Here is a 22,734-nt window from a genome sequence, read left to right on the forward strand (position 1 = left end):
AACCGGCCGGCATCCGCCACCTACGGGCCTCCTCCGATCATCCGTCCGGCCCGCCTCTCCCGCACCGGGAGACAGCCCCCGGCACCGGATCGCCCGGGGCCGGGGACCGGGGGCAACCGCCCCGCGTCGTAGGCGGGGCGGTGACGGCTCCGCCGGCGTGCCGGGACGTCAGGCGACGCGGGTCAGCGGAGGGCACTCCCAGGTCGCGTCGATCACCTCGGGGCGGGGCCGGTACATGCGCAGGGCCACGAACCAGGTGCCTTCCTTCGCGGTGGGCAGCCAGTTGGCCTCCCTGCCCTCGCCGGGCGGCTCGCTCTGCAGGTGGATGGTGAGTCCGCCGTCCGGGTCCCGCCGCAGACCGGCGCTGCGGTCGCCCACCGAGTAGCGGTCCGCCGGGTTGGGGATGAGGTTCATGTCCTCCCCGTAGGCGGTCAGCGACCAGAAGGCGTCGACGGGTGGCAGCGAGCCGCTGGGGAAGTGCAGTTCGTACCCGCCGTCGGGGGCCAGCTTGTTGCCGTCCGCGTCGTCGAAGTTGAGCAGGTAGACGGCTTCGGCCGGGTCGTTGGCGGTGACGCCGATCAACGACTGGTCGGCGGCGCGCTTGAGGAAGTCGTCGCCGAAGCGTCCCATCTGCGGGGGAGGGTAGCGCCAGCCGTGGACGAGGTGGGCCCAGTCGCCGCTGAGGATCTGCTGTCTGAGCAGGGGCACGCCGACGGTGGCGGCCCGGATCAGGCTTCGTTTCACCGGGTCCGGCTGAGCCTCGACATCGAGGCCGGGGCCGACGCCGATCTGGGCGAACTGCTGGAGGAGCACCTGGTGATGGGCAGGCGGAGGGTTTTCGGCCAGCATCGCGTTCAGGGTCTTCCACGGTCCCAGGGGATCCTCCTCCGCCGGAATCGGCGCCAGGACGTCACGGCTCTCGGGGACCTTCGCGTCCGGCTCGCCGAACAGGCTGAGCGGAGTGAGCCGGTACTGCTCCTGGAGTCTTTGGACGCGTGGCACGTCGTCCGGGCCGCTGACCAGGGTACGGCCGAGGACGAGGACCCAAGGGCTGGGGGCCTTCTTCAGCTGCCGCACCCCGGCCGGGAGGCTGCCCCGCCACTGCGGGCCGACGAGGGCGAAGCTGCCCGCGCCGGAGCCGGTGGTGCGCTGCCCGACGTAGTCGAAGTTGTCGGACGTGATCCCCACCAGTTCGAAGGTGAAGTACCGGTCGCCCATGTCCGGATGGGAGAGGACCACCGGCTCGCCGCCGAGGTCCACCCAGGCCACCGAGTACAGGGTGTCGTTGTTGGGGCAGCCGCCGTCGCGGTAGGTCGCGTCCAGCAGCCGCTCGGCGTGCCAGAAGTGGTTGACGGGCGCGTACGGAACCGTCGAGGGGTTCCGCGGCTGTGTCACCCAGTCGTACCTCAGCCTGGCGTTGTAGATGTACGGAAACCCGTAGACGAACGCCTGCTCGCCCAACGTGTAGGCGTACTCACCGCGCCAGTCGTCCATGCGCCCGGTCAGGATCGGTTTCACCGCCTGACCCAGCGCGGGCACGATGTCCGGCAGCCGGCGTGCGCGCTCGACCGTGGACTTCGGATGGCGGACCGCGTGCCCGGCGGCCCGTGCCACCGTGACCGCCGCGCCGGCCACGTCCTCGGGTATCCGCCGCCAGGCAGGGTGCTGTGAAGGTTCGGCCATGTGGACACCGTTTCGCTCAACCGCGTCGAGGTCAGGGTTCCCGGACCCCGGCCGCGTGATCACCCCCCCTCAGCGGCCATCCTCACGCGTGTCGCAGGTCGACGCAGCCGGAGGAAGGCCCGGCCGTCTCACCCACGGCGGCCATGCTCACTCCCGGGGCGTGGGCGTCCCACCTGGCCGGACGGCTCGGTGGCACGGTCGCCGGGCACTTGAGACGATGGCCGCAGGAGCGCCACGGAAGAGCCGCGCCGGCGCGTGCGGCGGGTGCCGGACCGGCCGCCCGGCTGCGGCCGGAGGCCGAACGGGCCCGCGCACCACGCGTACGGCTCGTCCCGCCCGTCGAACGGCCGGAACCGCTGCCCCGTGGACCGGAGACAGCGGGAGGACTCGTGCCGCCGTCCGCCGTGCCGCCGTCCGCCGTGCCGCCGTCCGCCGTGCCGAAGGAGGCCGGTCATGACCGCCGATGCCGCTGTGAACGCCCCTCCGGACCCCGCGTCCGACGGCCTTGTCATGGGCAAGGACGGCATGGCAGCGCTGGTGGATGTGCTGATCAGACGCGGCTTCACGGTGGTGGGACCCACGGTGCGGGACGGTGCGATCGTCCTCGCGGAGCTGCGGTCGGCCGACGAGCTGCCGTACGGCTGGGGCGTCGAGCTGGAGGCCGGGCGGTACCGGCTGGTCGAGCGGTCCGACGGCGCGGCCTTCGCGCATGCGGCGGGCCCGCAGTCCTGGAAGCCGTTCCTGCACCGGCCGCGGGTGCTGGAGTGGAGCGCCGACCGGGTGGACGGGCAGCTCGTCCTCACCGCCGACCGGTCCGCGCCCCCGCGCTACGCCTTCCTCGGTGTGCGCCCCTGCGACCTGCGGGCCATCGCCGTCCAGGACCGGGTGCTGACCGGCGGGGCGTACCGCGACCCCGGTTACGAGGGACGGCGCACCGGGGCACTGCTGATCGTGGTCGAGTGCACGGAGCCCGGCGCCACCTGCTTCTGCGTCTCGATGGGTACCGGACCCGCCGCCGGCCCCGGCCACGACCTCGTGATGACGGAGGTGGTCGACGGGGACGGGCACCGTTTCTGGGTCCGCAGCGGCAGCCCGGAGGGCGCCGCGATCCTGGCCGAACTGCCTGTCCGCCCGGCCGACCCGGGGACGCGTGAGACGGCCCGCGCGGGTGTCGCGGCGGCCGCGGACCGCATGGGCCGCACCATGCCCGAGGCCGACCTGCGGGAGCTGATGGCGGGAACGCTCGACGCGCCCCGCTGGGACGACGTCGCCGGACGCTGCCTGACCTGCGGCAACTGCACCATGGTGTGCCCCACCTGCTTCTGCACCACCACCGAGGACGTCACCGACCTCACCGGCGACCACGCCGAGCGGTGGCGGCTGTGGGACTCGTGCTTCGACCTCGACTTCTCCCTGCTGCACGGCGGCCCCGTCCGGGCCTCCTCCCGCGCCCGCTACCGGCAGTGGATGACCCACAAACTCGGCACCTGGTACGACCAGTTCGGGTCGTCCGGATGCGTGGGCTGCGGCCGCTGCATCGTCTGGTGCCCGGTCGGCATCGACATCACGGAGGAGGCGGCCGCCCTGTACGACTGGACACGGTCCGGGAAACCGACGGCGGGGTCACCATGACCGGCGTGGCGCCGCCACTCCCTTACAGGGTCGTCGGCACCCGGGCGGAGACGGCCGACACCCGGTCGATCGAGCTGGTGCCCGCCGGACCCGGACTCGCGCCGTTCGCCCCCGGACAGTTCGCGATGATCTACGCGTTCGGGGTCGGCGAGGTGCCCGTCTCGGTCAGCGCCCTGCGCGGTCCCCGGGGCGGCCTCGTGCACACCGTGCGCGCCGTCGGCGCGGTCTCGTCCGCGCTGTACCGGCTGCGTGTGGGGGACACCGTCGCGCTCGGCGGGCCGTACGGTAGCGGCTGGGACCTGGCGGCCGCGGCCGGACAGGACCTGCTGGTGGTCGCCGGTGGCATCGGGCTGGCCCCGCTGCGGCCGGTCGTGCACGCCGCCCTGGAACGGCGGGACGGCTTCGGCCGGCTCACGGTCCTGGTGGGCGCCCGTAGCCCGGCCGACCTGGTCTACCGGGACGAGATCGACGGCTGGCGCGGACCGGCGCGGGTGGCGGTGACCGTCGACCGGCCGGGCGCCGGCTGGCGCGGCGCGGTGGGCGTGGTCACCACGCTCCTGGACCGCCTCGACCTGCGTCCCGAACGGACCTGCGCGCTGGTCTGCGGGCCCGAGGTGATGATGCGTCACACCGCCCGCGAGCTCGTGGCCCGGGGCCTGGCACCGGACCGCGTCCAGGTGTCCCTGGAACGGAACATGCGCTGCGCCACCGGCCATTGCGGCCACTGTCAGCTCGGCCCGCTCCTGCTGTGCCGGGACGGTCCGGTCGTCGGCTACGACCGCGTGGCACACCTGCTCCTGGTGAGGGAGTTGTGACATGGCCACCGAACTCGACCCCGAACGCGAACCCGACCCCGAACTCGAACCGGCCCCGGACCCCCGGCCCTCGCTCGCCGTGTGGAAGTTCGCCTCCTGCGACGGCTGCCAGCTGACCCTGCTCGACTGCGAGGACGAACTGCTCGACCTCAGCGAGCGGGTACGGATCGACCACTTCCTGGAGATGACCCCGGTCGAGGGCGGCCCCGGCGGGGAGCGCGCCAGGCTGGCCGGAAAGGGGCCGTACGACCTCTCCCTGGTCGAGGGGTCCATCACCACCGCCGAGGACGCCGAGCGGATCCAGCACATCCGCCGTGTCTCCCGGTCCCTGGTGACCATCGGGGCCTGCGCCACCGCCGGGGGCATCCAGGCCCTGCGCGACTTCGCCGATGTCGACGAGTTCCTCGCCGCGGTCTACGCCCGCCCGGAGTACATCTCCACCCTGGAGACCTCGACGCCGATCTCCGCCCATGTCCCGGTCGACTTCGAACTGCGCGGCTGCCCCATCGACCGCCGCCAGCTCATCGAGGTCATCACCGCCCACCTGGCCGGACGCCGACCCCGGATCCCGAGCCACAGCGTCTGCTTCGAATGCAAGAGGCGCGGCACCACCTGCATCACCGTGGCCCACGGCACCCCCTGTCTGGGGCCGGTCACGCATGCCGGATGCGGCGCGATCTGCCCCGCCTACGGACGCGGCTGCTACGGCTGCTTCGGACCGTCGAACCAGCCCAACCTGCGGTCCATGGTCGCCCAGTTGCACCGCGACGGTATGAGCGAGCGGGACATCCTGCGTGTCTTCCACACCTTCAACGCCACCGCGCCGGAACATGCCCCCGTACCCGAACTCGCGGCCGAGGAGCGGCACAGCTCGCCAACCGGCTCGCGGACCGACTCGGAAACCCGCCCGGAAAGGCCCGCATGAACTCTCGCGGAACCCGTGTCCTGCGGCTGGACGCACTGGCCAGGGTGGAGGGCGAGGCGGCCGTCCACCTGCGCGTCCAGGACGGTTCGGTCACCGGGACACGGCTGCGCATCTACGAACCGCCGCGGTTCTTCGAGGCCCTCCTGACCGGCCGGGGCCACACCGAGCCCCCCGACATCACCTCCCGTATCTGTGGCATCTGCCCGGTCGCCTACCAGATGAGCGCCTGCCAGGCGATCGAGGACGCCTGCGCAGTCACGGTGGACGGCCCTCTCGCGGACCTGCGCCGCCTGCTGTACTGCGGCGAGTGGATCGAGAGCCACGCCCTGCACATCTACTTCCTGCACGCCCCGGACTTCCTCGGCCGCGCGGACGTGGTGGAACTCGCCCGCGACCAGCGGGCGGCGGTCGAACGCGGCCTGCGGATCAAACAGGCCGGCAACGCGATCCTCGAACAGCTCGGCGGCCGGCCCGTCCACCCGGTCAACGTCCGGATCGGCGGCTTCCACCGGACCCCGGCACCGGACGAACTCCGCCCCCTGGCGGACCGGCTCCGGCAGGCCCGGGACGATGCGCTGGAGACCGTCCGCTGGGTGGGGGCCTTCGACTTCCCCGACACCGTGTGCGACCACGACCTGCTCGCGCTGCGCGACCCCGGCCGGTACGCCATCGACTCCGGTACGCCCACGGTCACGGGTCCGGCGCTGCGCGAGTTCCCCCTGTCCGACTTCGAGGAGCACGTCCGGGAGGAGCACGTACCGCACTCCACCGCGCTCACCGCCACCCTGGACGGCCGCCGTTTCCTCACCGGCCCGCTGGCGCGGTACGCGATCAGCGGCCGTTGGCTGCACCCCGTGGCGGCCGAGGCGGCGCGGGACGCCGGGCTGGGCGATCCGGCCGCGGGCGCGGTCTGCGACAACCCCTTCCGGAGCATCGTCGTACGTGCCGTCGAGGTCGTCCAGGCCGTCGAGGAGGCCCTGCGGATCATCGACGGGTACGAGCGGCCTGCCCGGCCCGCCGTCGAGGTCCCGCCGCGCGAGGGGACCGGCGTGGGAGCCACCGAGGCGCCCCGCGGCCTGCTGTACCACCGTTACGCCCTCACCGCGGACGGCACACTCACCGGGGCCCGGATCATCCCGCCCACCGCCCAGAACCAGACGGCCATCGAGGAGGACGTCCGCAGGACGGTCCAGGCACGCCTGGACCGCGACGGACCCGCCGCCGACGACGACGAACTCACCCACCTGTGCGAACGGGCCATCCGCAACCACGACCCCTGCATCTCCTGCGCCGCCCACTTCCTCGACGTGACCGTGGAACGCCCGTGAGCGGCCGGGTCCTGGTGGTCGGCGTGGGCAATCCGCTGCGCGGTGACGACGGGATCGGCCCGGCGGTGGTGGAGACACTGCGGGGGCGGGTCCCTGACGGCACCGCGCTGGCGGTCAGCGACGGCGAACCCGCGAGGCTGCTCGACCTGTGGCGCGACGCGGACACCGTGATCGTCGTGGAAGCCCTCCGCACCCACCCGGCCCGGCCAGGTGAGCTGCACACGCTGACCTCGGCGGAGGCCGCCGGGCACGCACGGGCCACGGCGAGCACGCACAGCTTCGGCCTGGGAGAGTGTCTGGCCCTGGCAGAGGCGCTCGACCGGCTGCCGCCGCGGCTCGTGGTGCACGCGGTGGAGGTGGCCGACGTGGGACTCGGCGCAGGTCTGAGCGACGCGGTGCGCTCGGCTCTGCCCGAACTGACCGACCGAGTGACCGATTCCGTACGACAGGCGTACGAGCGGGGTAATGGGCCGTAGGGCGTCCGCTCCACACGGTCAGGTCAGTCCGCCGCTCCCGTAGGGGGCGTACAGGTCGAGGAGGCGCACCCGGGAGGCGTGCAGCCGCTGGGCGAGCACCTGTCCGACCCAGACCGCGATCGCCCGGCCGAACCCGGCGTCCTGGGCACACGCCTCCAGGACCGCCCCCGCGTCGAACTCCCACGCCCGCACCGGGCTCATCGCCTCCGCCCCCAGATGCCACAGGTACGGCGGGAAGTGCCAGGACCAGCCGACGAGTTCCCCCGGCCCGAGGGTCTCGATGACGGCGGGGCGCCGGCCGGGCACATGCAGGTCCAGGGCGACGGTCCCGGTGCGCACGACCCAGAAACGGTCGGCGCGCGCCCCCTCCTCGAAAAGCCGGGTCCCGGCCGCGAAGGAGACCTCACGGGCGAGCCGCATCAGCCGCTCGCGGTGCACGGACTCAAGAGCCCTTGTCATGGTGGTCGCGGACGCCATCGCACAGACTCCCTTCAGCGGGGCGGACACCTCCAGCCTGAGCGCATCGGCGGCCCGGCACCACCGGCCGGCAGCACGGCGTGACTCATCGTTTCTTCCGTCGCCGCCGGGCCCGTTCACGCCCTCGTCCCCTGTGCCACGGCGGTGCCCTCGGCAGACCCGGTAGGCGGCAGGCTCGTCCGCTCGTGGGCCGTGCGGCCCCGGCGAAGGACCCGACCGGCACTGCCGGGCGGCCCGCCCGCGCGGACGATGGACAGAGACCCCGCGTCGCGGCCGCACTTACTCCGGATCTCGCCTCCTGCCGTCGCACGGGACGGCGCGTCTGCCCGTTGCGAACCGCGACGGGCTGTCCGACGGCTGCCGCGGCTCACGCGGGTGCGGGCGGAACCGCGATGACGGGGCAGCGCGCGTGGTGCAGCACTCCCTGGCTGACCGAGCCCAGCAGCATGCCGGTGAAGCCTCCGCGACCCCGGGTGCCCACCACCAGGCCCAGCGCGTGGGCCGAGGCGTCGGCGAGTACCTGAACGGGATGCCCGACGACCAGTTCGTGGCGCAGGTCCACCTCGGGGTAGCGGGCCCGGCGGCCGGCCACGATCTCGGAGAGCAGCCGGCGGCACTCCTGCTGCGGCTCGTACTCGTCGAAGATCCTCAGCGGCCCGTTCTGCCAGACGAAGAGCGCCCGCAGCTCGGCACGGCGCAGGGACGCCTCCTCGAAGGCCACGTCGACCGCGGCGGCGGAGTGTTCGCTGCCGTCGACGCCGACGACGTAGTACGCGGGGTCCTGCGTGAAGTGCGCCGGTTCGGGCACGACGACCACGGGACACCGCGAGTGGGCCATGACGGGCACGGCGACCGAGGCGGATCCGAACACCTCCTGCGCCCGGCTCAGATGTCGCGAGCCCAGCACGACGGCCGTGGCGTCGCGGCTCTGCTCCCGCAGCACCCACACGGGGTCGCCTTCCGAGAGCAGCGGCTCCACGTCGAGCTGCGGGTGCCGGCTCGTGACGAAGTCCGCGGCCTCTTCGAGCACCCGTTTCCCCGCCTTGTGCAGTGCCTCGTTCCATTCCTCCCACGACGGAGGGATCTCCGGCCCCCGGCGAAGGCCCCTGGTCGGGACACCCTCGACGTGGACCGGACGCAACGGCAGCCGACGACGGACGGCCTCGTCGGCCGCCCACTCCAGCGCCATCCGGTGAGCGGGATCGGGATCCACACCCACCACGATCGGACGACGGTCACCGGGCCGGGACATGGCCGCCTCCGGTCACCGGCTCGCCGGGAGCCGACGATGCCCGTGCGGACATGCCGACGAGGTGCGGTCCGGACGCCAGATGCCTGACGCAGGCGTCGGGCCCGGGGAAGTACAGGGTCACCCGTCCGTCCTCGGCCCAGCGCACGTCGTACGGCGGGCTGCCGTCCGGGTGGTGGACTCCGACGATCTCGCCGTCTCGCGCGACGACCCCGGACGCGGTGCCGCGTACGACGATCTCGTCACCGACGCACGCACGCATCGACGTCCCGATCTCCTCGTGGGCAGTACCGGGCACGGCCCGGTCGCCCTTCTTCACCGGTGCGGGAGCGGACATCGCCCTCGCCTCCTTCCTTCGGTGACGCGGAGAAGCGCCGCCGATTCCATTGAGTGCCGCGGTCAGGATGATCTGCCAGTGGCCGTTCGGCCCCTGGGACGGGCCTGGTGGCCCATCCGCCGTGCCCGGCGCAGATCACCGGGCGCGGTCGGAGAGCGCCGGGGCGCGGCAGACCGCCGGGCCCGTGGAGCCGGCGCGATGCTCGGGGCCCGGTCGGGCTTCGATCCGCACCTCGGCCGGCCCAGCGGCGTCCAGGGCGGCGGGCCCGGCTGCCAGGTCACGTGGAGAGGTCGGTGGTGGTGACGCCGGGCATGGTGATCGCCGCCGGATGTGCTTGTCCCCTGGAGACCCGTCTGGCCACGCGGCGGGACGGACGAGCAGGACCTGCCGGCGCCGGACGCACCAGGGCCGGCCGCGGCCCTCGTGTCACACCAGGCCCTGGTCGGTCGGCGACGGGAGCCCGTCCGCCCGGCGGGGACCGCCGCCGGGCGCGAGGTCGAACGCCACGTCCACCACTCCTTCGACGGCCCGCACCAGCCGTGCGGCCACGGGGACCAGGGAGGTGTCGCGGACTCTGCCCGCCAGCGTGACGACTCCGTCCTCCACGTCCACGTGGACGGCGGAGTCCGGCAGCGGGAAGAGGTACGACACGATTTCGCGCCGGACCTCCTCGGCGATGTCCTCGTCGCCGCGCAGGAAGACCTTGAGCAGGTCGGCTCGGCTGACCACACCCGCGAGCAGACCGGCGTCGTCGACCACGGGCAACCGCTTGACCTTCGCGCGGGCCATGATGCGCGCGGCCTCTGCCAGGGTGGCGTTCGCCCGGACGGTGACAGCCGGTGACGACATCAGGTCCCCGGCGGTCGGCGCGCCGGCCTTCGCCACGTCGTCGGAGCGCGGCAGCGCGTAGCCCTCCTCGGAGCTGTCCCGCAGCTCCTCGGTGGGCAGCAGGTCGGCCTCGGAGACCACTCCTACGACCCGCCCCCCGCCTGCGAGCACGGGCAGGGCGCTGACCCGCCACTCCTGCATCATGCCCACCACGTCCTTGAACGAGGCCGACCGGCCGACGGAGGCGACCGTGTGGGTCATGACATCGCTGACGATGTGCGGGTAGCCGAACATGGCGACTCCGTCGGTTCTCGATGCCGTGTCAGCCCGCGTCGGGGGGCCGGGGCGAGCTGAACTCCGGGCCGCACTCCCACGGCTCCTGGGCTCTCTCAAGCATGCCGTTCCTCTCTGCGCGCAGGTGACATGGAATCGTCACCGCCCTGCCTCCTCTCGTGCCGGTTCCACGCAGCCGGCCGTTCCTCCGCGTGCGGCGGGAAGGGGATCGGGGGGATCCTCGATGGAGAGAACACATCGCGCCCGGCTTGCAGGCGACGCCCGGACCAGCCACCCGTCCGGCCCGCTCACCGTCCATCCAGCTTCATACGAGACGGAGGCCGCCGCCATGCAACCAGTCGTCACCGTGGGCCTCGACGGCTCGCCCGAGAGTCTTGCCGCTGCCCGCTGGGCCGCCGACGAGGCCGAGAAACGCAAGCTCACCCTGCGGCTGCTGCACGCGTGGCCGCTGCTGGCGCCGGAACCGGCCCGTGTCCCCGCGGAAGTCGACCAGAACTACTGGGCGAGGCGGCTCGTGCACACCGCGCGCGCGGAACTCCAGGCACGCCATCCGGGCCTGTCGGTCGTCGGGAGCCTGGTCGCCGACGACGCCCAGAACGCCCTGCTCCACGCAGCGGCGGAGTCCGAGATGACCGTGCTCGGTTCGCGGGGGCTGGAGTCCGTCCAGAGCTACTTCCTCGGCGACGTCAGCATGCCCGTCGTGGCACGGGCCGAGCGGCCGGTGGTGCTGGTCCGCGCCGAGAGCCGGGAGGAAGGACCGCCCTCGGCCGTCCCGGGGCGCGTCGTCGTGGCCCTCAAACTGCACGGGTCCTGCGACGACCTGCTCGACTTCGCCTTCCACTCCGCCGCGGCCAGGGGCGTTCCTCTGCTGGCCGTCCACGGCCGAAGCCTGCCGATCCATGCCCGGGTGCCCTGGGGGGTGGACCACGACGTCGCCGAAGAGATCAGGCGGGACGTGCAGCAGCAGTTGAGCAAGGCGCTCCATCCCTGGCGCGAGAAGTACCCGCTCGTGGAGGTGGCCGACGGCATCGGTCTCGAAAGCCCGGCCAAGGCCGTCGTACAGGCGGCCGAAGGCGCCGCGCTGCTGGTCGTCGGCCGGCGCGAACACCGTCATGGTGTGGCGCCCCACCTGGGTCCGGTGGCGCAGGCCGCCATCCATCACGGGCGGTGCCCCGTCGCGGTCGTTCCCCATGGCTGAGCCGGGCCCCCGCGGGGAGACGGTGCGGTCGGCGCCATCGCCGGATGTGTCCGTGCTCCGGTCCGGTGCCCGGCACGACGGCGAGCCGCCGCCGCGCGCAGCGGTGTGCGAGACCCACACCGCGATCGTGTTCTTCGTCGGCGACCGTGCCTACAAGGTCAAGAAGCCGGTGGATCCGGGGTTCTTGGACTACACCACCGTCGAGGCCCGCCGGGTCGCGTGCGAGCGTGAAGTCGCTCTGAACCGCCGCTTCGCCCCGGACGTCTACCTGGGGCTCGGCGAGTTCCGCAGCCCTGGCGCGACGGCGCCCGAACCGCTCGTGGTGATGCGCCGCATGCCGGCGGACCGCCGCCTGTCCCGGCTGGTACGGCAGGGGGCCGCCGTCGACGACGTCCTGCGGTCCGTCGCCCGGCAGCTCGCCGCGTGGCACGCGGCGGCGCCCCGCGGCCGGGACGTGGCCGAGCAGGGCACGCGGGACGCGTTGTCAGCGCGCTGGGAGGCCAGTTTCACGCAGGTCCGCGCACGGGCCGACGAGGGCTTCGGACTCGACGGGGCACCGGAGGCAGAGCGGCTTGTGCGCCGTTATCTCGCCGGGCGCAAGGCGTTGTTCGACGCCCGTATCGAGCAGGGGCGGGTGGTCGACGGCCATGGCGACCTGCTCGCCGAGGACGTCTTCTGCCTCGACGACGGCCCCCGTGTCCTGGACTGCCTGGAGTTCGACGACCGTCTCCGCTACGTCGACGGCCTGGACGATGCCGCCTTTCTCGCCATGGACCTGGAACACCTCGGCGCCCCGGAGGCCGCGGCGTTCTTCCTCGCCCGGTACGGCGAGCACTCCGGGGATCCCGCGCCCCCTTCCCTGTGGCACCACTACGTCGCCTACCGCGCCTTCGTCCGTGCCAAGGTCTCGGTGATCCAGGCCCGCCAGGGCACGCCCGGTGCGGAAGCGGCGTCCCGCCGGCTCGCTTCCATGACCCTGCGCCATCTGCGTGCCTCCACCGTCTGCCTCGTCCTCGTCGGCGGACTTCCGGGCAGCGGGAAGTCCACCCTCTCCGGAGCCCTGGCCGACCGGCTCGGCGTCACCCTGCTCAGCAGCGACCGCATCCGCAAGGAGCTGGCGGGCATCCCGCCGGAGCAGTCCGCGGCAGCCGGCTACGGCGAGGGCCTGTACGCGCCCCGATGGACGGCCGCGACCTACGCCGCACTGCTCGACCGCGCGGCCGTCCTGCTGTCCCTGGGCGAGTCCGTCGTGCTGGACGCCAGCTGGTCCGACGCGGCACAGCGTGACGCGGCACGGCGCACGGCCGAACGCGTCAGCGCCGACCTGGTGGCCCTCCACTGCCACGTCCCGGGACACGTGTCGGCGGCCCGTCTGAGCACCCGTGCTCCCGGCCCGTCCGACGCCGGCCCGGACATCGCCGCCGCCATGGCGGCCCTGGAACCGCCGTGGCCCGAAGCCGTTCCGGTCGACACCAGCGGCCCGTTGGAGTCCGCGGTCGCACAGGCGCTGACGGCCGTACGGCCGTGGGGCACCGGTCAGGCCCCGGTCTTCCGCCGCCCCTACATGGAGCCGGACTGACAGGCGCGGGCTGCCGGGTCGGCAGGAGCCCACGGGGACGACCGGGGCTGGGCGAAGGCTCCGAAAGCAAAACAGTCCCCGGTAGTGCTGCGCGTGTCCTGGGGCTTCAGTCGTCACTGTCGCTCCGGTGTCGCGCCGGCTTGCCGGGGGCCTGAACCACATCCTGTCCAAGCACGCTCCGCCGACTGGACGTCCGCGTCGACTTCGCTGCTCTTTCGGTGTTGTGGGCTACTCACCACACTGCACAGAATGAGATAAAAGTCAATAGCCCTTGCGGAAATTTCTCTCCGCTCGGCCCGTCGCCGGCTCGACCTTCCCGCCGATCCGCGTGGCCCGCTCAGCTGTGGAGTCCTGACCGCCCGCGCCGACCTGCGCTGCGGCCGCCTGGCCGATGGCGGCGGGACCTTTGTCGCCATTGAGGGCGTCCGGCCGGTCACCCTCGCCGCGAGCGGCCGGCCGGCCGTCGACCTGCTCGTGGACGTGCTGAACGAGGTGGTCGGCGTACCGTGGAGCTGCGGGCCGTGCACCCGCGCGGTCCCCCGGCACGTGGACGACGTGGGCGTGCACGGCAATGGGGGCGTCACGCATTCCGAATACCTGTGGATCAAAATCGTGGCCATCACGACCGGCCTGGTGGACAGCCATTCGCACCGACCCTGCTGCGGACGGCTGCGTGCGGTCGGTTGCCGACCGGACCTCCAATCGCCCGCACCTTCCCGCTGGAGCAGCTGGAGGAGGCGTACACGTCTTCGCCGGGGCCGCGGAGACCGGTAGCGCCCAGGGTGGCGCTCGGCGCGGAGCGGCACGAGATCGCCGTGCCGACGGCCTGACGAGAAGAAGGTGAACGAACATGACCGAACGGACGAGGACGAGTGCGGCGTTGGATGCGCCTGTGGAGACCACCGCGGAAGCGCCGCCGGACGACCTCGGCCGCAGGCTCACCGCCCGGCGGGTGAAACTCGGCCTCACCCGGCGACAGGTGGCGGCGCGCACGGGGATGGCCGTCACCTACCTGAGGTACCTGGAGGAGCACCCGGGAGCCGCGCTGGGCAGCAGTGCCCTGAGCAGGTTGGCCGAGGCGCTGGAGACGAACGTCGCCGACCTCACCGGCGGCACCGTCGATCTGCCACCTGGAACCGGACGGGCGGGGCACGCACCGGAGTTCACCAGGATGCGCCCCGCTGAGTGCCGCACTCTGCTGGCAATGCACGGGGTCGGGCGACTCGCGGTGCCGACAGCCACCGGACCGGTGATCGTGCCCGTCAACTACAGCATGGTGGACGGCACGATCGTCTTCCGGACCGCACGTGGTGCGACACCCTCCCTGGCCGACGGATGCGAGGTGGCCTTCGAGATCGACCACATCGACGAGGCGTTCAGCCAGGGCTGGAGCGTCCTGGTGACGGGACCGGCTCGTGCGGTCACGGACCCTCAGGAGCAGCGCCGGCTCACGGAGCGGGCCTACAGCGCACCGTGGGCGGGGGGTGCCCGCAGCCTGTGGGTGCGCATCGATCACTTCACCGTCTCCGGACGTCGCATCACGGTATGAGGCGGAGAGAGCGCCACGCATCCGTACGCGGTGGAGCCGGCCGTCCGACGATGCAGCACCCCCCCCGCAGGGGGGGAAGACCTCGGTGACCGGACCGGAACGCGGGCCGGGCGCGAACCCTTCCACGGGGTGGGACGGGATCGGCTCTGCCGCGCGGGACACGGGGCCAGGTACGTTCCACCTCGCCCCGCCCGCTCCGTGACTCGGGCTGTGAAGGACCAGTTCAGCGCACTCGACCCCGAGGCTTCAGGGGTGTCGGCGGTAGCTCGGGGGCAGCTGGAGGCGCTCCGTCGTAGCCCTTCACCTCGCCGAACAGGGTGCCATCGGCCCATTCCTGGCGAGCCCGTTCGATCTCTTCCTGCGTGCGGGCCACAAAGTTGGTGACCAATGGCGCCTTTCGGACCCCCCGCGGTTCCGCGGGCTGCGGGAGGAGGCCCGTCAGGCCGCTGTCGAGAACACGCCTTCGCGCGCCGTGGATGTCTTCCACCACGGACAAGCAGGTTCCCCCCGGGGGCCGGATAACCGTGTCCCCGATCGGGTCGGCTGATCCCCGTCCCAGGTGCATCTGACCCCCAGGAGGCCAGTGCTCCATCGGATAGCAAGGACGGCAGCGGTTAAGAGTCGCCTCCGCGTTGGTGGAGCACGTCGTCAGGATGCTGCGGGGCCGCCGAGGGCGAGGAGGGCTTGGAGTGGCCGGGTGGGTTGGGGGATGCCGCGCCAGATCAGTGCTTTGCGGTAGGTGAGGGAGGGGCTGATCGGGACGGCACGGATCCGGGGGTTTCCGGTGACGGCCCGGTCGGTGCTCACCGTGAGGGAGATGCCGACTCCGGCTTCCACCAGGGCGGCGTGCAGGCCCCCGTCGTTGGTTGCGTACTGGGTGGTGAAGTCGATGCCGGCGGCGTCGAACGCGGTCTGCAGGCGTGGCCGGAGTCCGCTGTCGGGGTCGTAACTGACCAGGGTCTTGCCGGACAGCAGCTCGATGGGCATGTTCTCCCGGCCGGCCAGGGGAGAGTCGGCCTGCACGACGGCCACGATCTCGTCCTCGAGCATGACCACGCTGCGCAGGTCTTCGGCGAGGGGCTGCTGGGGCAGGGCCACCACGGCGGCGTCCAGTTCGCCTTCTTCGACGCGCGAGATGAGTCCGGCGCTGCGTCCTTCGACGAGCTGCACGGCGACGCCCGGGTACTGGCGGTGGAAGGTGCCCAGGAGTGCGGGCAGGGGGGTGTGCTCGGCCCCGTCTACGGTGCCCAGGACGAGTGTGCCGGTGACCAGGGCGGCGCGGGAGGCGAATTCGGCGGTCACTCGGTCGGCATCGGCGAGGGTCTGGGATGCCAGGGGGAGCAGCACTCGTCCGGCTTCGGTCAGTCGGACGGTGCGTGTGCTGCGTTCGAAGAGCGCTTCGCCGAGTTCCTTCTCCAGGGAGCGGATCTGGTGGCTGACAGCGGGCTGTGCCACCGACAGCCGCTCGGCGGCGCGGGTGAAGCTCTGCTCCTCGGCCACGGCCACGAAGACCCGCAAGGTCCTCAATTCCACGATCATCAACCTCATTTATTAATGACATCAAAAACTGGTCTTTGACCTCTTCCTTGTTTATCTCCACTGTAGAGGCATGGCAGACGTGACACAGGCGCCGAGGAGCCTCGACGGGACGAAGACGAAGCTTGCGGACACCTTTGGCCCGCCCGGGTTCAGCAAGGGGCAGGTGACGTGGATGTCGGTCGCGGCCGGCGTGAGCGTCGCCAACGTCTACTACCTGCAGCCGCTGCTGCGGCCACTGGCCGCCTCCTTCGGCGTGTCCGACGCGCTCGCCGGACTGCTGCCCATGATCACCATGGTCGGCTACGCGGCCGGGCTGCTGCTGGTGGTGCCCGCCCTGGAAAGGACGGGACTGCACCGGCTGATGCGCTGGCTGAGCGCCGGCAGGCTGATCGCTCTGGCGCTTGCCGCATCCGCCACCGACTACGCGCTGTTCGCGGCGGCATCAGTGCTGCTGGGAGCAACCAGCGTGCTGGCACAGATCCTGATGCCGGCCGCGGCGTCGCTTGCGCCGCGCGAGGCGGTGGGGCGCACGACGGCACGCATCACGGCCGGCCTCTTCGGCGGCATCGTCGGTGCCCGGGTCATCGCCGGGGCGCTCGACGGTCTCCTCGGCTGGCGTTCGGTGTATGTGCTGTCGGCGCTGATGACGCTCATCGTGCACTTTGCGCTGCGAGGCCTGCCCGAGCCGCCTGTGCGCCATGGGCTGGGCTACCGGGCCCTGCTGGCTTCGCTTCTTCCTCTCCTGCGTGGTCAGCGCGGGTTGCGCTGGGCGGCGCTGACCGCGGCCGCCGGATTCGCCGGCTTCAACGTCTTCTGGACCGCGGTGACGCTGTACGTGACCGGCCCGGCGCACCGCTGGTCGACCACCAGTGCCGGACTGCTGGGCCTGGTGGGCGTCGTCGGCACCGCCACGGTACTGGCCATCGGCCGCTTCCTCGACGGCCGCATGCGGCGACGTCTCGCGGTGGCGGCCGCGGGGACGATGGCTCTCGGCCTCCTCGTCGCCGGTGTATGGGGCCTGTCGGTCGGTGCCCTCATCGTCGGGGCACTGCTGCTGGACTCCGGTGCCCGCGTCAGCAACGTCGCCAATCAGACCCACGCCCTCACACAGCATCCCGAGGCACGCGCCCGCCTCAACACCCTCTACATGACGGTGTACTTCGCGGCCGGGTCGCTCGGTTCCGCGGCAGGGGCACTGCTCTTCGCACACGGCGGCTGGACTGTCACCGCACTGGTCGCCGCAGCCCTGGCCGCACTGGGAGCCGCGCTCGCAGCCAGAGCACAGCGAGGGGGTGAAGGGCCTCGTCTACGGGATGCCCACCGTCCATCCATCTCTCCCGCGTCATGAACTGCGCGTGCTCGACGCGCGGTGCACGGTGGGTACAGCGGCCGTGCGCTGACGAGCATGGACCCCTCGACCACCGGTTCTACGGTGACGGCACAAGGCGGCGAACCCCTGGTCGCCCCCCTCCGGTCGACGGCCACAAGGCAGTCGGCAGATCACCAAGGGTGGTCGAACTGGCAGTGTCCGGTCGGCCATGACCTGCACAAGCCGGCCCGGCACCAGCCGTGGCCCCCACAGAAGGAAACACATCATGAGTGATGCGAAGAAGGTCCTGACCGATCTGGTGCTGTCCGCCTCGACGGAGCACGCTCCGCTCGACGCGCCCTGGGAGGCGATCGACATCGCCGAGTGGCTGCTTAACCTCCCGGACAAGGAGTACCAGCGCTGCGCTCCGCCGGACCACAAGGCGGCCGGTTACACCACGACCGACGACGGCCGGCCGATGTCGATCAACGTGGAGATGATCGGCACCGGGCTGGTGATCCAGCACTACGTCGCCGAGATCGCAGAGAAGCACCACTGCCACATGGTGTCCACCTCCGATGTGCTTACCCCGCACGGCTGGACGACGGTCCAGGTGATCTGGGACCTGTCGGCCAAGGACAACGGCGACGGCACCGTCACCTACACCAACCAGGTCACCAGCCACCCCACCCAGGAGTTCATGGACTTCCTCGAGAAGACCGGCGGCACCTTCGAGGAGGCCGCCGCCGCACGGCAGGCCGCCTCCGGTGACCACAACCGGCGGGAAACCCCGCTGTTCGCCGCCAGCATCGCCCGCCACGCCCAGGCACGGAGCGCACAGTGACCACGCAGTGACCACGCAGCCCGCCGCGCATTCCACGCCTGCGTCGCCGCGTGAAATGGCCCGCGCCTTCACCCCGGCCCTGACCGAGCTGGTGGAGGATCCCCTGTACAGCCAGGTGTGGGCAGACCCCGCGCTCAGTCCCCGGGACCGCAGAAGCGGTGCGGGCTCAGCCCGGTGAAGGGGGCTATCCAGGACGGCGTCGACGCCGTAATCACACCAGCCACACCTCGATCGTTCCATCCCAGGGAGGGGCCGAGCGAGTGCGCTTGCGTGCAAGGGGCAGCAGCCAACGGTGCTATGCCTGAAGACGCAGCCAGTCCAGAATGCTGTCGTGGTCGAAACCGAACAGAGCGGCATGAAACCGTGTTCATTCCTGATGTGCGCGACGGAGGTGGCCCGGCTGCTGGGTGTCGAAGTCGTCGCTGTGGGGCGGGACGGCCGACATGCCCGCCACCTCGCCGCGGTGGTGCGTAAGCCCCTGCTCGAACGTGCAAGTCTGCCCGAGGAGTTGTTCGACCCGTTGATGGCGGCAGCCGTTTACGACCCAGATCCCAGCTTCTGCCGCTGGTTCGTCGAGCCAGCGGTCTACGCGTTCGGACGCCGCCGTGTGATGGCAGCATTGGTCGACTACCTACGGACCGGAACGGATGCTGAGCGAGCGGGGGCCGTGCGGGCCTGGTACTGCGCCCACGTGCCTTTGCGTGCAAATCGGTCCCCAGCGTATGGACCCGCTGGGGTACGTGATCCCGCTCTGGATGAGGCGCAAGAGCTCAAAGACGCCTGGCTAGAGGCCTCAAGCGGGTGTTCGTTGAGTCCACCGATCTGCGGATGCGCCACCGTGTCCTGCTGGGCCTGCCTAAGAGCTCGTAACACGATCTTGTGACTCAGCCCGGGTAGTCGTGTCGTGGTGGAGCGTGGGAGCGTGGCCCTGGATCGTGGGCGATGGCCTGTGTGGGGGGAAGCGGGACTCGGTGAGCGTGGTGTGGGCGGCGACGTCGCCGGAATCGGGACTGTTCGATCCGGTTGAGCGATGCACAGAGGTGAAGGATCTGTCAGATCGCTTCGATGACTTGCGTTCCTGTGGCCAGGGATACGTCGAGGTTCGGTCGCCGAACAGGGAGTTCCCGGTGCTGACCCTGGCCTTTCGAGATGATCACGCGGTCGTTCACCTGATGAGTGACACCGGGCGGGTGTCTCTGCTCGTAGGAGACGGCACCACGCCCTCGGGTGCCGAGGTCGAGGTCCCGATCATGGACGATCTCGCCGCGTTCACGGGCGACTTTGTCCTGGATATCGATCGGGCGTGGGACCTGGTGCACGACTTCACGCAGACGCGGGTGGCCGGCCCTCTGGGTGAGTGGTGTGAGTTGTAGCCACAAGCTCGTGACACGATCGTGATCGGTGTTTCTTCAGGCGCCTCCAGCAGATGAGGCCGCAGGCCAATGAGACGAAGGCGTCGTGGAGTTCGGTTCGGCGTTCCCATCGCACGGCGAGGCGTTTGAACTGGTGGAGCAGGGCGAAGGTCTGCTCGACGACGTAGCGGAGCTTGCCCAGGCCCTTGATGTTCGGGGCGCCCTTGCGGGAGATGACCGGCAGGATCCGGCGCTTGCGTAACTCCTCGCGGTTGGGGTTGGAGTCGTAGCCCTTGTCCCCGAGCAGCGAATCGGGGCGGCGGCGTGGCCGGCTGGCTCGCCCGGCCACGGGCGGGATGCCGTCGACCAGGGCGAGGGTTTGGGTGACGTCGTTGACGTTCGCCGCGGTGGTGATGACCTTGAGCGGGGTGCCGCGTCCGTCGCAGATCAAGTGGTGCTTGCTGCCCGTCTTCCGGCGGTCGACCGGTGACGGACCGGTGTCGGCTCCCCCCTTTTCGCACGGATGTGGGAGCCGTCCACACACGCCCTGGACCAGTCGAGCCCACCCGCGGCATTCAGTTCGGCGAGCAGAATGCGGTGCAGCCGGTCGAAGACCCCGTCCTGCTGCCACCGCTCCAGACGCCGCCAGCAGGTCTGTCCGGAGCCGAACCCCAACTCCAGGGGCAGCAGTTGCCAGGCTATGTCGTTGTGGAGCACGTACAGGATGCCCTGCAGACACAGCCGGTCCGGCACAGGCCGCGGCCCCGGTGATCGCTCAGGCCAGGGCGGCAGCAATGGCTCGATCAATGCCCACAAGTCGTCATCCACGATCCACGGCCGAGTACTCACACCGTCCCGAACGGCTGAATCGTCACATCAGTCACGCCCGACCAGGACACCTCAACAAGATCGTGTTACAAGCTCTAAGGGCTGTCCCGAAACCGTTCTTCGACTGACGGTGACAGGGCGCAGGTGGAGAAGTCGGGTGGCAGGCTGACCGTCGGTAAGGGACGATCACGACGTGCACGGCCCTGTTCCTGCCAGACGCGCCCGAACGTGTTGAGCGGTGTGGTGCCGTGCTATCGACGGATCGATGTTCGGCCTGGCGCTCTCCAAGCCGGGCCGGAGAGGATGCGTGTGTCGCTCGCTCTTGAAGATCGCTTGGCCATCACCGAGCTTGTCTCGTTGCACGGTCACGTCGTTGACGACGGAAGCCTTGACCGGTTGGAGGAGTTGTTCACCTCCGATGTGGTCTACGACCTCACCGACTTCGGCCAGGCACCGCTGTTCGGGGTGGCGGCCATCCGAGAAGCGGCCTGGGCGCTGGGAGCCGCCAACCCCGTCGCGCATCACGTCACCAACGTCGTCGTAATCGCGTCGGCAGACGGTCAGGTGCAGGTCCGGTCGAAGGGGCTGGGCATCAAGGCAGACGGCTCCTGCGGTTCCGTCTCCTACGCCGACACCGTCGTGCGCACCGCTGACGGCTGGCGGATCAGTCATCGCAAGGTGTCGCCACGCCGAACTCCCTTGAGCGGGAGCACAAAGCCCGGCTAACCAAGCACGTCTCACCTGGTCCTAGCTGGTGAGGACGGCATTGTGCAGGCGGGCGATGCCGAGCATGGCGTGGTGGACACCGTCGCCCTTCAAGCGGCAGTCGCGCAGGATCTTCCAGGTCTTCATGCGGGCGAAGACGTGCTCGACACGGGCCCGGACTTTGCGGTGGGAGGCGTTGTGCTCCTCCTTCCAAGCGGACAGTTCGTCCTGGCCGGGCTCGCGGCGGTGCGGGATGACCAGGCCCGTGCCCTCGTATCCACCGTCGGCGATGACAACGGCCTTCCCTACAGTGGCCTTGGCACCGGACAGTTCCCATGCCTTGCAGTCGTTCCGGTTGCCGGGCAGGGGCCGGCCGACGGCGACGACGAGCCGGGTATCGGCGTCGATGACGACCTGGTGATTGGTGGAGTACCGATAGTTCTTCGACTGCTCGGCGACTGTGTGGTCGCGGGTGGGGACCAGAGTGCCGTCCACGATCAGCACGGTCTCCTTGCGGAACCGCTGGCGCTGCCGCAGGGCGAGTAACGGCCCGAGGTGACCGATGATCCGGGCGGCAGTCGACTTGGAGACACCGAATAGCGGGCCGAGCTGCCGCAGCGTCAGGTTCGTCCGCCAATACGCGGTGACCAGCAAGACCCGGTCGTGCAGCGGCAGGCTCCAGGGCCGGCCCTTGCAGGCGGAGTCCGCGCCTTCGCGCCGCAGGGTGGTGACCAGCTTGCCGAACTGCCGCGGGCTCAGCCCGGCGAACGGGGCTATCCAGGACGGCTCTGACGCCGTGATCACACCAGCCACATCAAGATCATCTCACCCGTGACCAGCAGTTACGGGACAACTCTTAGCGGTGCTGCCACGGCCAGCCAACTGAACCCCGGCACCGTCCATGCCCACCCACTACCCGAGGAACCCTGGAGAACCCGAACCGCGCGTCGGGCCTCGACCATGCCCTCCGGCAGCCAACAACCAGAACCCCACTTCAAGGCGATCACACCAGCGCAGCCACTCGAAGCGAAAAGGGGAGGTTAGGGAGTATACGCGTGCGGCATGCTCCCGATGCGTGCGACGAAGTGCCCTCCATCCGCACGACAATGCCACCAGGCTGATGACTCTGCTTTGACCGGATGAATCCCTAGCTTGTGCATCGGACACTCCGGCCATACGAGCCAAAATCGGTCAGCAATCTCGTCCTGCACTTCTTCCGCGACAGCAACCAAAGAGTCAGCTAGATCATCCCCGGCTGCCGCAGGGACTCCATTTCCACTGCTGAGAAGCGACTGACCAGGCAAAGCTACCCTTGCCCTGGCTCCGTATTCTTCTTCGTCGAACCTCAGGTGCAGTCCGTCAACGAACCGGACTCCGGATAGGTCCGCTTGGACCCCCTGAAGTGCCATCTTAAGGTTGTCGATCCGATGGGGCGCGAGTACGAAACCGGGATCGAAATTAATGTCTTGCAGAAGCTCTGCCGCCAATCCTGCCAACTGAGTTCCTGAAAGATCAGCGAGCCTCGTTTCGATCAACTGACGGACCGCTGGAGTTGCGCGACCCCAGTCAAAGAGGAAGCATGCGAGTTCTACAGCAAGACTTGCTACCGGCCGCCCCTCTCGAAGGGCAACATATATTTTGCCGCCGAGGTCGTCCATCGTGCGCTGGAATTCCTCTGCATCCACGCTTCCTCCCTATAGAGACTTGATTTGCCGTCAGAAATGCTCGGGTGGTCACCCACTTTTTCGGAAACCGCTGGGCCGGCCAGGGATTTCACGCCCTGGCCG

21 protein-coding genes and 1 pseudogene are annotated in these 22,734 nt (G+C 70.6%); 12 read left to right on the plus strand and 10 right to left on the minus strand.

All coding sequences use genetic code 11. The features are described 5' to 3' along the window. Positions 1–168 precede the first annotated feature (168 nt). Positions 169–1,683 carry a DUF1254 domain-containing protein gene (locus tag ACZ63F_RS02815; RefSeq protein WP_469708055.1) on the minus strand — a complete coding sequence of 505 codons (1,515 nt, stop codon included), beginning with the start codon at positions 1,681–1,683 and terminating at the stop codon, positions 169–171. A 453-nt stretch (positions 1,684–2,136) separates the two neighbouring features. Here ACZ63F_RS02815 and ACZ63F_RS02820 point away from each other — a divergent pair, with 453 nt between their 5' ends. From ACZ63F_RS02820 to ACZ63F_RS02840, 5 genes are read left to right on the plus strand one after another with little or no spacing between them, the layout of a single operon-like run. Further along, complete coding sequence (locus tag ACZ63F_RS02820; RefSeq protein WP_469708057.1) at positions 2,137–3,315, plus strand: 4Fe-4S dicluster domain-containing protein; 1,179 nt, start codon at positions 2,137–2,139, stop codon at positions 3,313–3,315. Beyond that, positions 3,312–4,130 (plus strand): FAD/NAD(P)-binding protein, encoded by an 819-nt coding sequence (locus ACZ63F_RS02825; RefSeq protein ID WP_469708058.1) that lies wholly within the window; start codon positions 3,312–3,314, stop codon positions 4,128–4,130. The genes ACZ63F_RS02820 and ACZ63F_RS02825 overlap by 4 nt, the downstream gene beginning before the upstream one ends. Before the next feature lies 1 nt (position 4,131). Then, positions 4,132–5,055, plus strand: a complete 924-nt coding sequence (locus ACZ63F_RS02830) for an NADH-quinone oxidoreductase subunit B family protein (protein ID WP_469708060.1) — start codon at positions 4,132–4,134, stop codon at positions 5,053–5,055. Then, positions 5,052–6,383, plus strand: coding sequence for a Ni/Fe hydrogenase subunit alpha (locus ACZ63F_RS02835; RefSeq protein WP_469708061.1), 1,332 nt, complete (start codon positions 5,052–5,054; stop codon positions 6,381–6,383). Before ACZ63F_RS02830 ends, ACZ63F_RS02835 begins: the two co-directional genes overlap by 4 nt. Further along, complete coding sequence (locus ACZ63F_RS02840; protein WP_469708063.1) at positions 6,380–6,859, plus strand: hydrogenase maturation protease; 480 nt, start codon at positions 6,380–6,382, stop codon at positions 6,857–6,859. Before ACZ63F_RS02835 ends, ACZ63F_RS02840 begins: the two co-directional genes overlap by 4 nt. 18 nt (positions 6,860–6,877) lie before the next feature. On the opposite strand, the gene ACZ63F_RS02845 is transcribed toward ACZ63F_RS02840, so the two are convergent. From ACZ63F_RS02845 to ACZ63F_RS02860, 4 genes are all read right to left on the minus strand, one after another. Beyond that, on the minus strand, positions 6,878–7,336 hold the full coding sequence (locus ACZ63F_RS02845) for a Crp/Fnr family transcriptional regulator (RefSeq protein ID WP_469708065.1): 459 nt from the start codon (positions 7,334–7,336) through the stop codon (positions 6,878–6,880). A 367-nt stretch (positions 7,337–7,703) separates the two neighbouring features. After that, positions 7,704–8,588, minus strand: coding sequence for a universal stress protein (locus ACZ63F_RS02850; RefSeq protein ID WP_469708066.1), 885 nt, complete (start codon positions 8,586–8,588; stop codon positions 7,704–7,706). Beyond that, complete coding sequence (locus ACZ63F_RS02855; RefSeq protein ID WP_469708068.1) at positions 8,572–8,922, minus strand: DUF1918 domain-containing protein; 351 nt, start codon at positions 8,920–8,922, stop codon at positions 8,572–8,574. The genes ACZ63F_RS02850 and ACZ63F_RS02855 overlap by 17 nt, the downstream gene beginning before the upstream one ends. Positions 8,923–9,348: 426 nt before the next feature. Further along, entirely contained in the window at positions 9,349–10,044 is a 696-nt protein-coding gene (locus tag ACZ63F_RS02860) for a CBS domain-containing protein (RefSeq protein WP_469708070.1), read from the minus strand. A gap of 328 nt (positions 10,045–10,372) precedes the next feature. Here ACZ63F_RS02860 and ACZ63F_RS02865 point away from each other — a divergent pair, with 328 nt between their 5' ends. Together ACZ63F_RS02865 and ACZ63F_RS02870 are read left to right on the plus strand one after the other, a co-directional pair. After that, on the plus strand, positions 10,373–11,242 hold the full coding sequence (locus tag ACZ63F_RS02865) for a universal stress protein (protein WP_469708072.1): 870 nt from the start codon (positions 10,373–10,375) through the stop codon (positions 11,240–11,242). Positions 11,243–11,345: 103 nt separating this feature from the next. Continuing rightward, a complete protein-coding gene (locus tag ACZ63F_RS02870; protein WP_469709303.1) occupies positions 11,346–12,821 on the plus strand; it encodes a bifunctional aminoglycoside phosphotransferase/ATP-binding protein in 1,476 nt (491 codons plus the stop codon). A 261-nt stretch (positions 12,822–13,082) separates the two neighbouring features. Here ACZ63F_RS02870 and ACZ63F_RS02875 read toward each other — a convergent pair whose 3' ends face one another. Then, positions 13,083–13,466: a hypothetical protein gene (locus ACZ63F_RS02875; protein ID WP_469708074.1), complete on the minus strand. Its 384-nt coding sequence runs from the start codon at positions 13,464–13,466 to the stop codon at positions 13,083–13,085. Between the two features lie 205 nt (positions 13,467–13,671). On the opposite strand from ACZ63F_RS02875, the gene ACZ63F_RS02880 reads away from it, so the two are divergent. Beyond that, positions 13,672–14,370, plus strand: a complete 699-nt coding sequence (locus ACZ63F_RS02880) for a helix-turn-helix domain-containing protein (RefSeq protein WP_469708076.1) — start codon at positions 13,672–13,674, stop codon at positions 14,368–14,370. 648 nt (positions 14,371–15,018) lie between these two features. Here the strand turns inward: ACZ63F_RS02880 and ACZ63F_RS02885 are convergent. Then, the gene (locus ACZ63F_RS02885) at positions 15,019–15,903 is read right to left on the minus strand and encodes a LysR family transcriptional regulator (protein WP_469708077.1); all 885 of its coding nucleotides are present in this window, start codon (positions 15,901–15,903) and stop codon (positions 15,019–15,021) included. 76 nt (positions 15,904–15,979) lie between these two features. Here ACZ63F_RS02885 and ACZ63F_RS02890 point away from each other — a divergent pair, with 76 nt between their 5' ends. From ACZ63F_RS02890 to ACZ63F_RS02900, 3 genes are all read left to right on the plus strand, one after another. Next, positions 15,980–17,257, plus strand: coding sequence for an MFS transporter (locus ACZ63F_RS02890; protein ID WP_469708079.1), 1,278 nt, complete (start codon positions 15,980–15,982; stop codon positions 17,255–17,257). A gap of 247 nt (positions 17,258–17,504) precedes the next feature. Beyond that, positions 17,505–18,062 (plus strand): hypothetical protein, encoded by a 558-nt coding sequence (locus ACZ63F_RS02895; RefSeq protein WP_469708081.1) that lies wholly within the window; start codon positions 17,505–17,507, stop codon positions 18,060–18,062. A gap of 971 nt (positions 18,063–19,033) precedes the next feature. Then, positions 19,034–19,435, plus strand: coding sequence for a hypothetical protein (locus tag ACZ63F_RS02900; protein ID WP_469708083.1), 402 nt, complete (start codon positions 19,034–19,036; stop codon positions 19,433–19,435). A 31-nt stretch (positions 19,436–19,466) separates the two neighbouring features. Here the strand turns inward: ACZ63F_RS02900 and ACZ63F_RS02905 are convergent. After that, positions 19,467–20,245 (minus strand): annotated as a pseudogene (locus tag ACZ63F_RS02905) (IS5 family transposase); the annotation flags it as partial. A 306-nt stretch (positions 20,246–20,551) separates the two neighbouring features. Between ACZ63F_RS02905 and ACZ63F_RS02910 the strand changes: the two are divergent. Continuing rightward, positions 20,552–20,968 (plus strand): nuclear transport factor 2 family protein, encoded by a 417-nt coding sequence (locus tag ACZ63F_RS02910; protein WP_469708085.1) that lies wholly within the window; start codon positions 20,552–20,554, stop codon positions 20,966–20,968. 21 nt (positions 20,969–20,989) lie between these two features. Here ACZ63F_RS02910 and ACZ63F_RS02915 read toward each other — a convergent pair whose 3' ends face one another. Together ACZ63F_RS02915 and ACZ63F_RS02920 are read right to left on the minus strand one after the other, a co-directional pair. Continuing rightward, positions 20,990–21,760, minus strand: a complete 771-nt coding sequence (locus tag ACZ63F_RS02915; protein ID WP_469708087.1) for a transposase — start codon at positions 21,758–21,760, stop codon at positions 20,990–20,992. A gap of 227 nt (positions 21,761–21,987) precedes the next feature. Beyond that, positions 21,988–22,632, minus strand: coding sequence for a hypothetical protein (locus tag ACZ63F_RS02920; RefSeq protein WP_469708088.1), 645 nt, complete (start codon positions 22,630–22,632; stop codon positions 21,988–21,990). Positions 22,633–22,734: the final 102 nt, after the last annotated feature.

This window comes from Streptomyces sp. NPDC104761, from assembly GCF_055583445.1.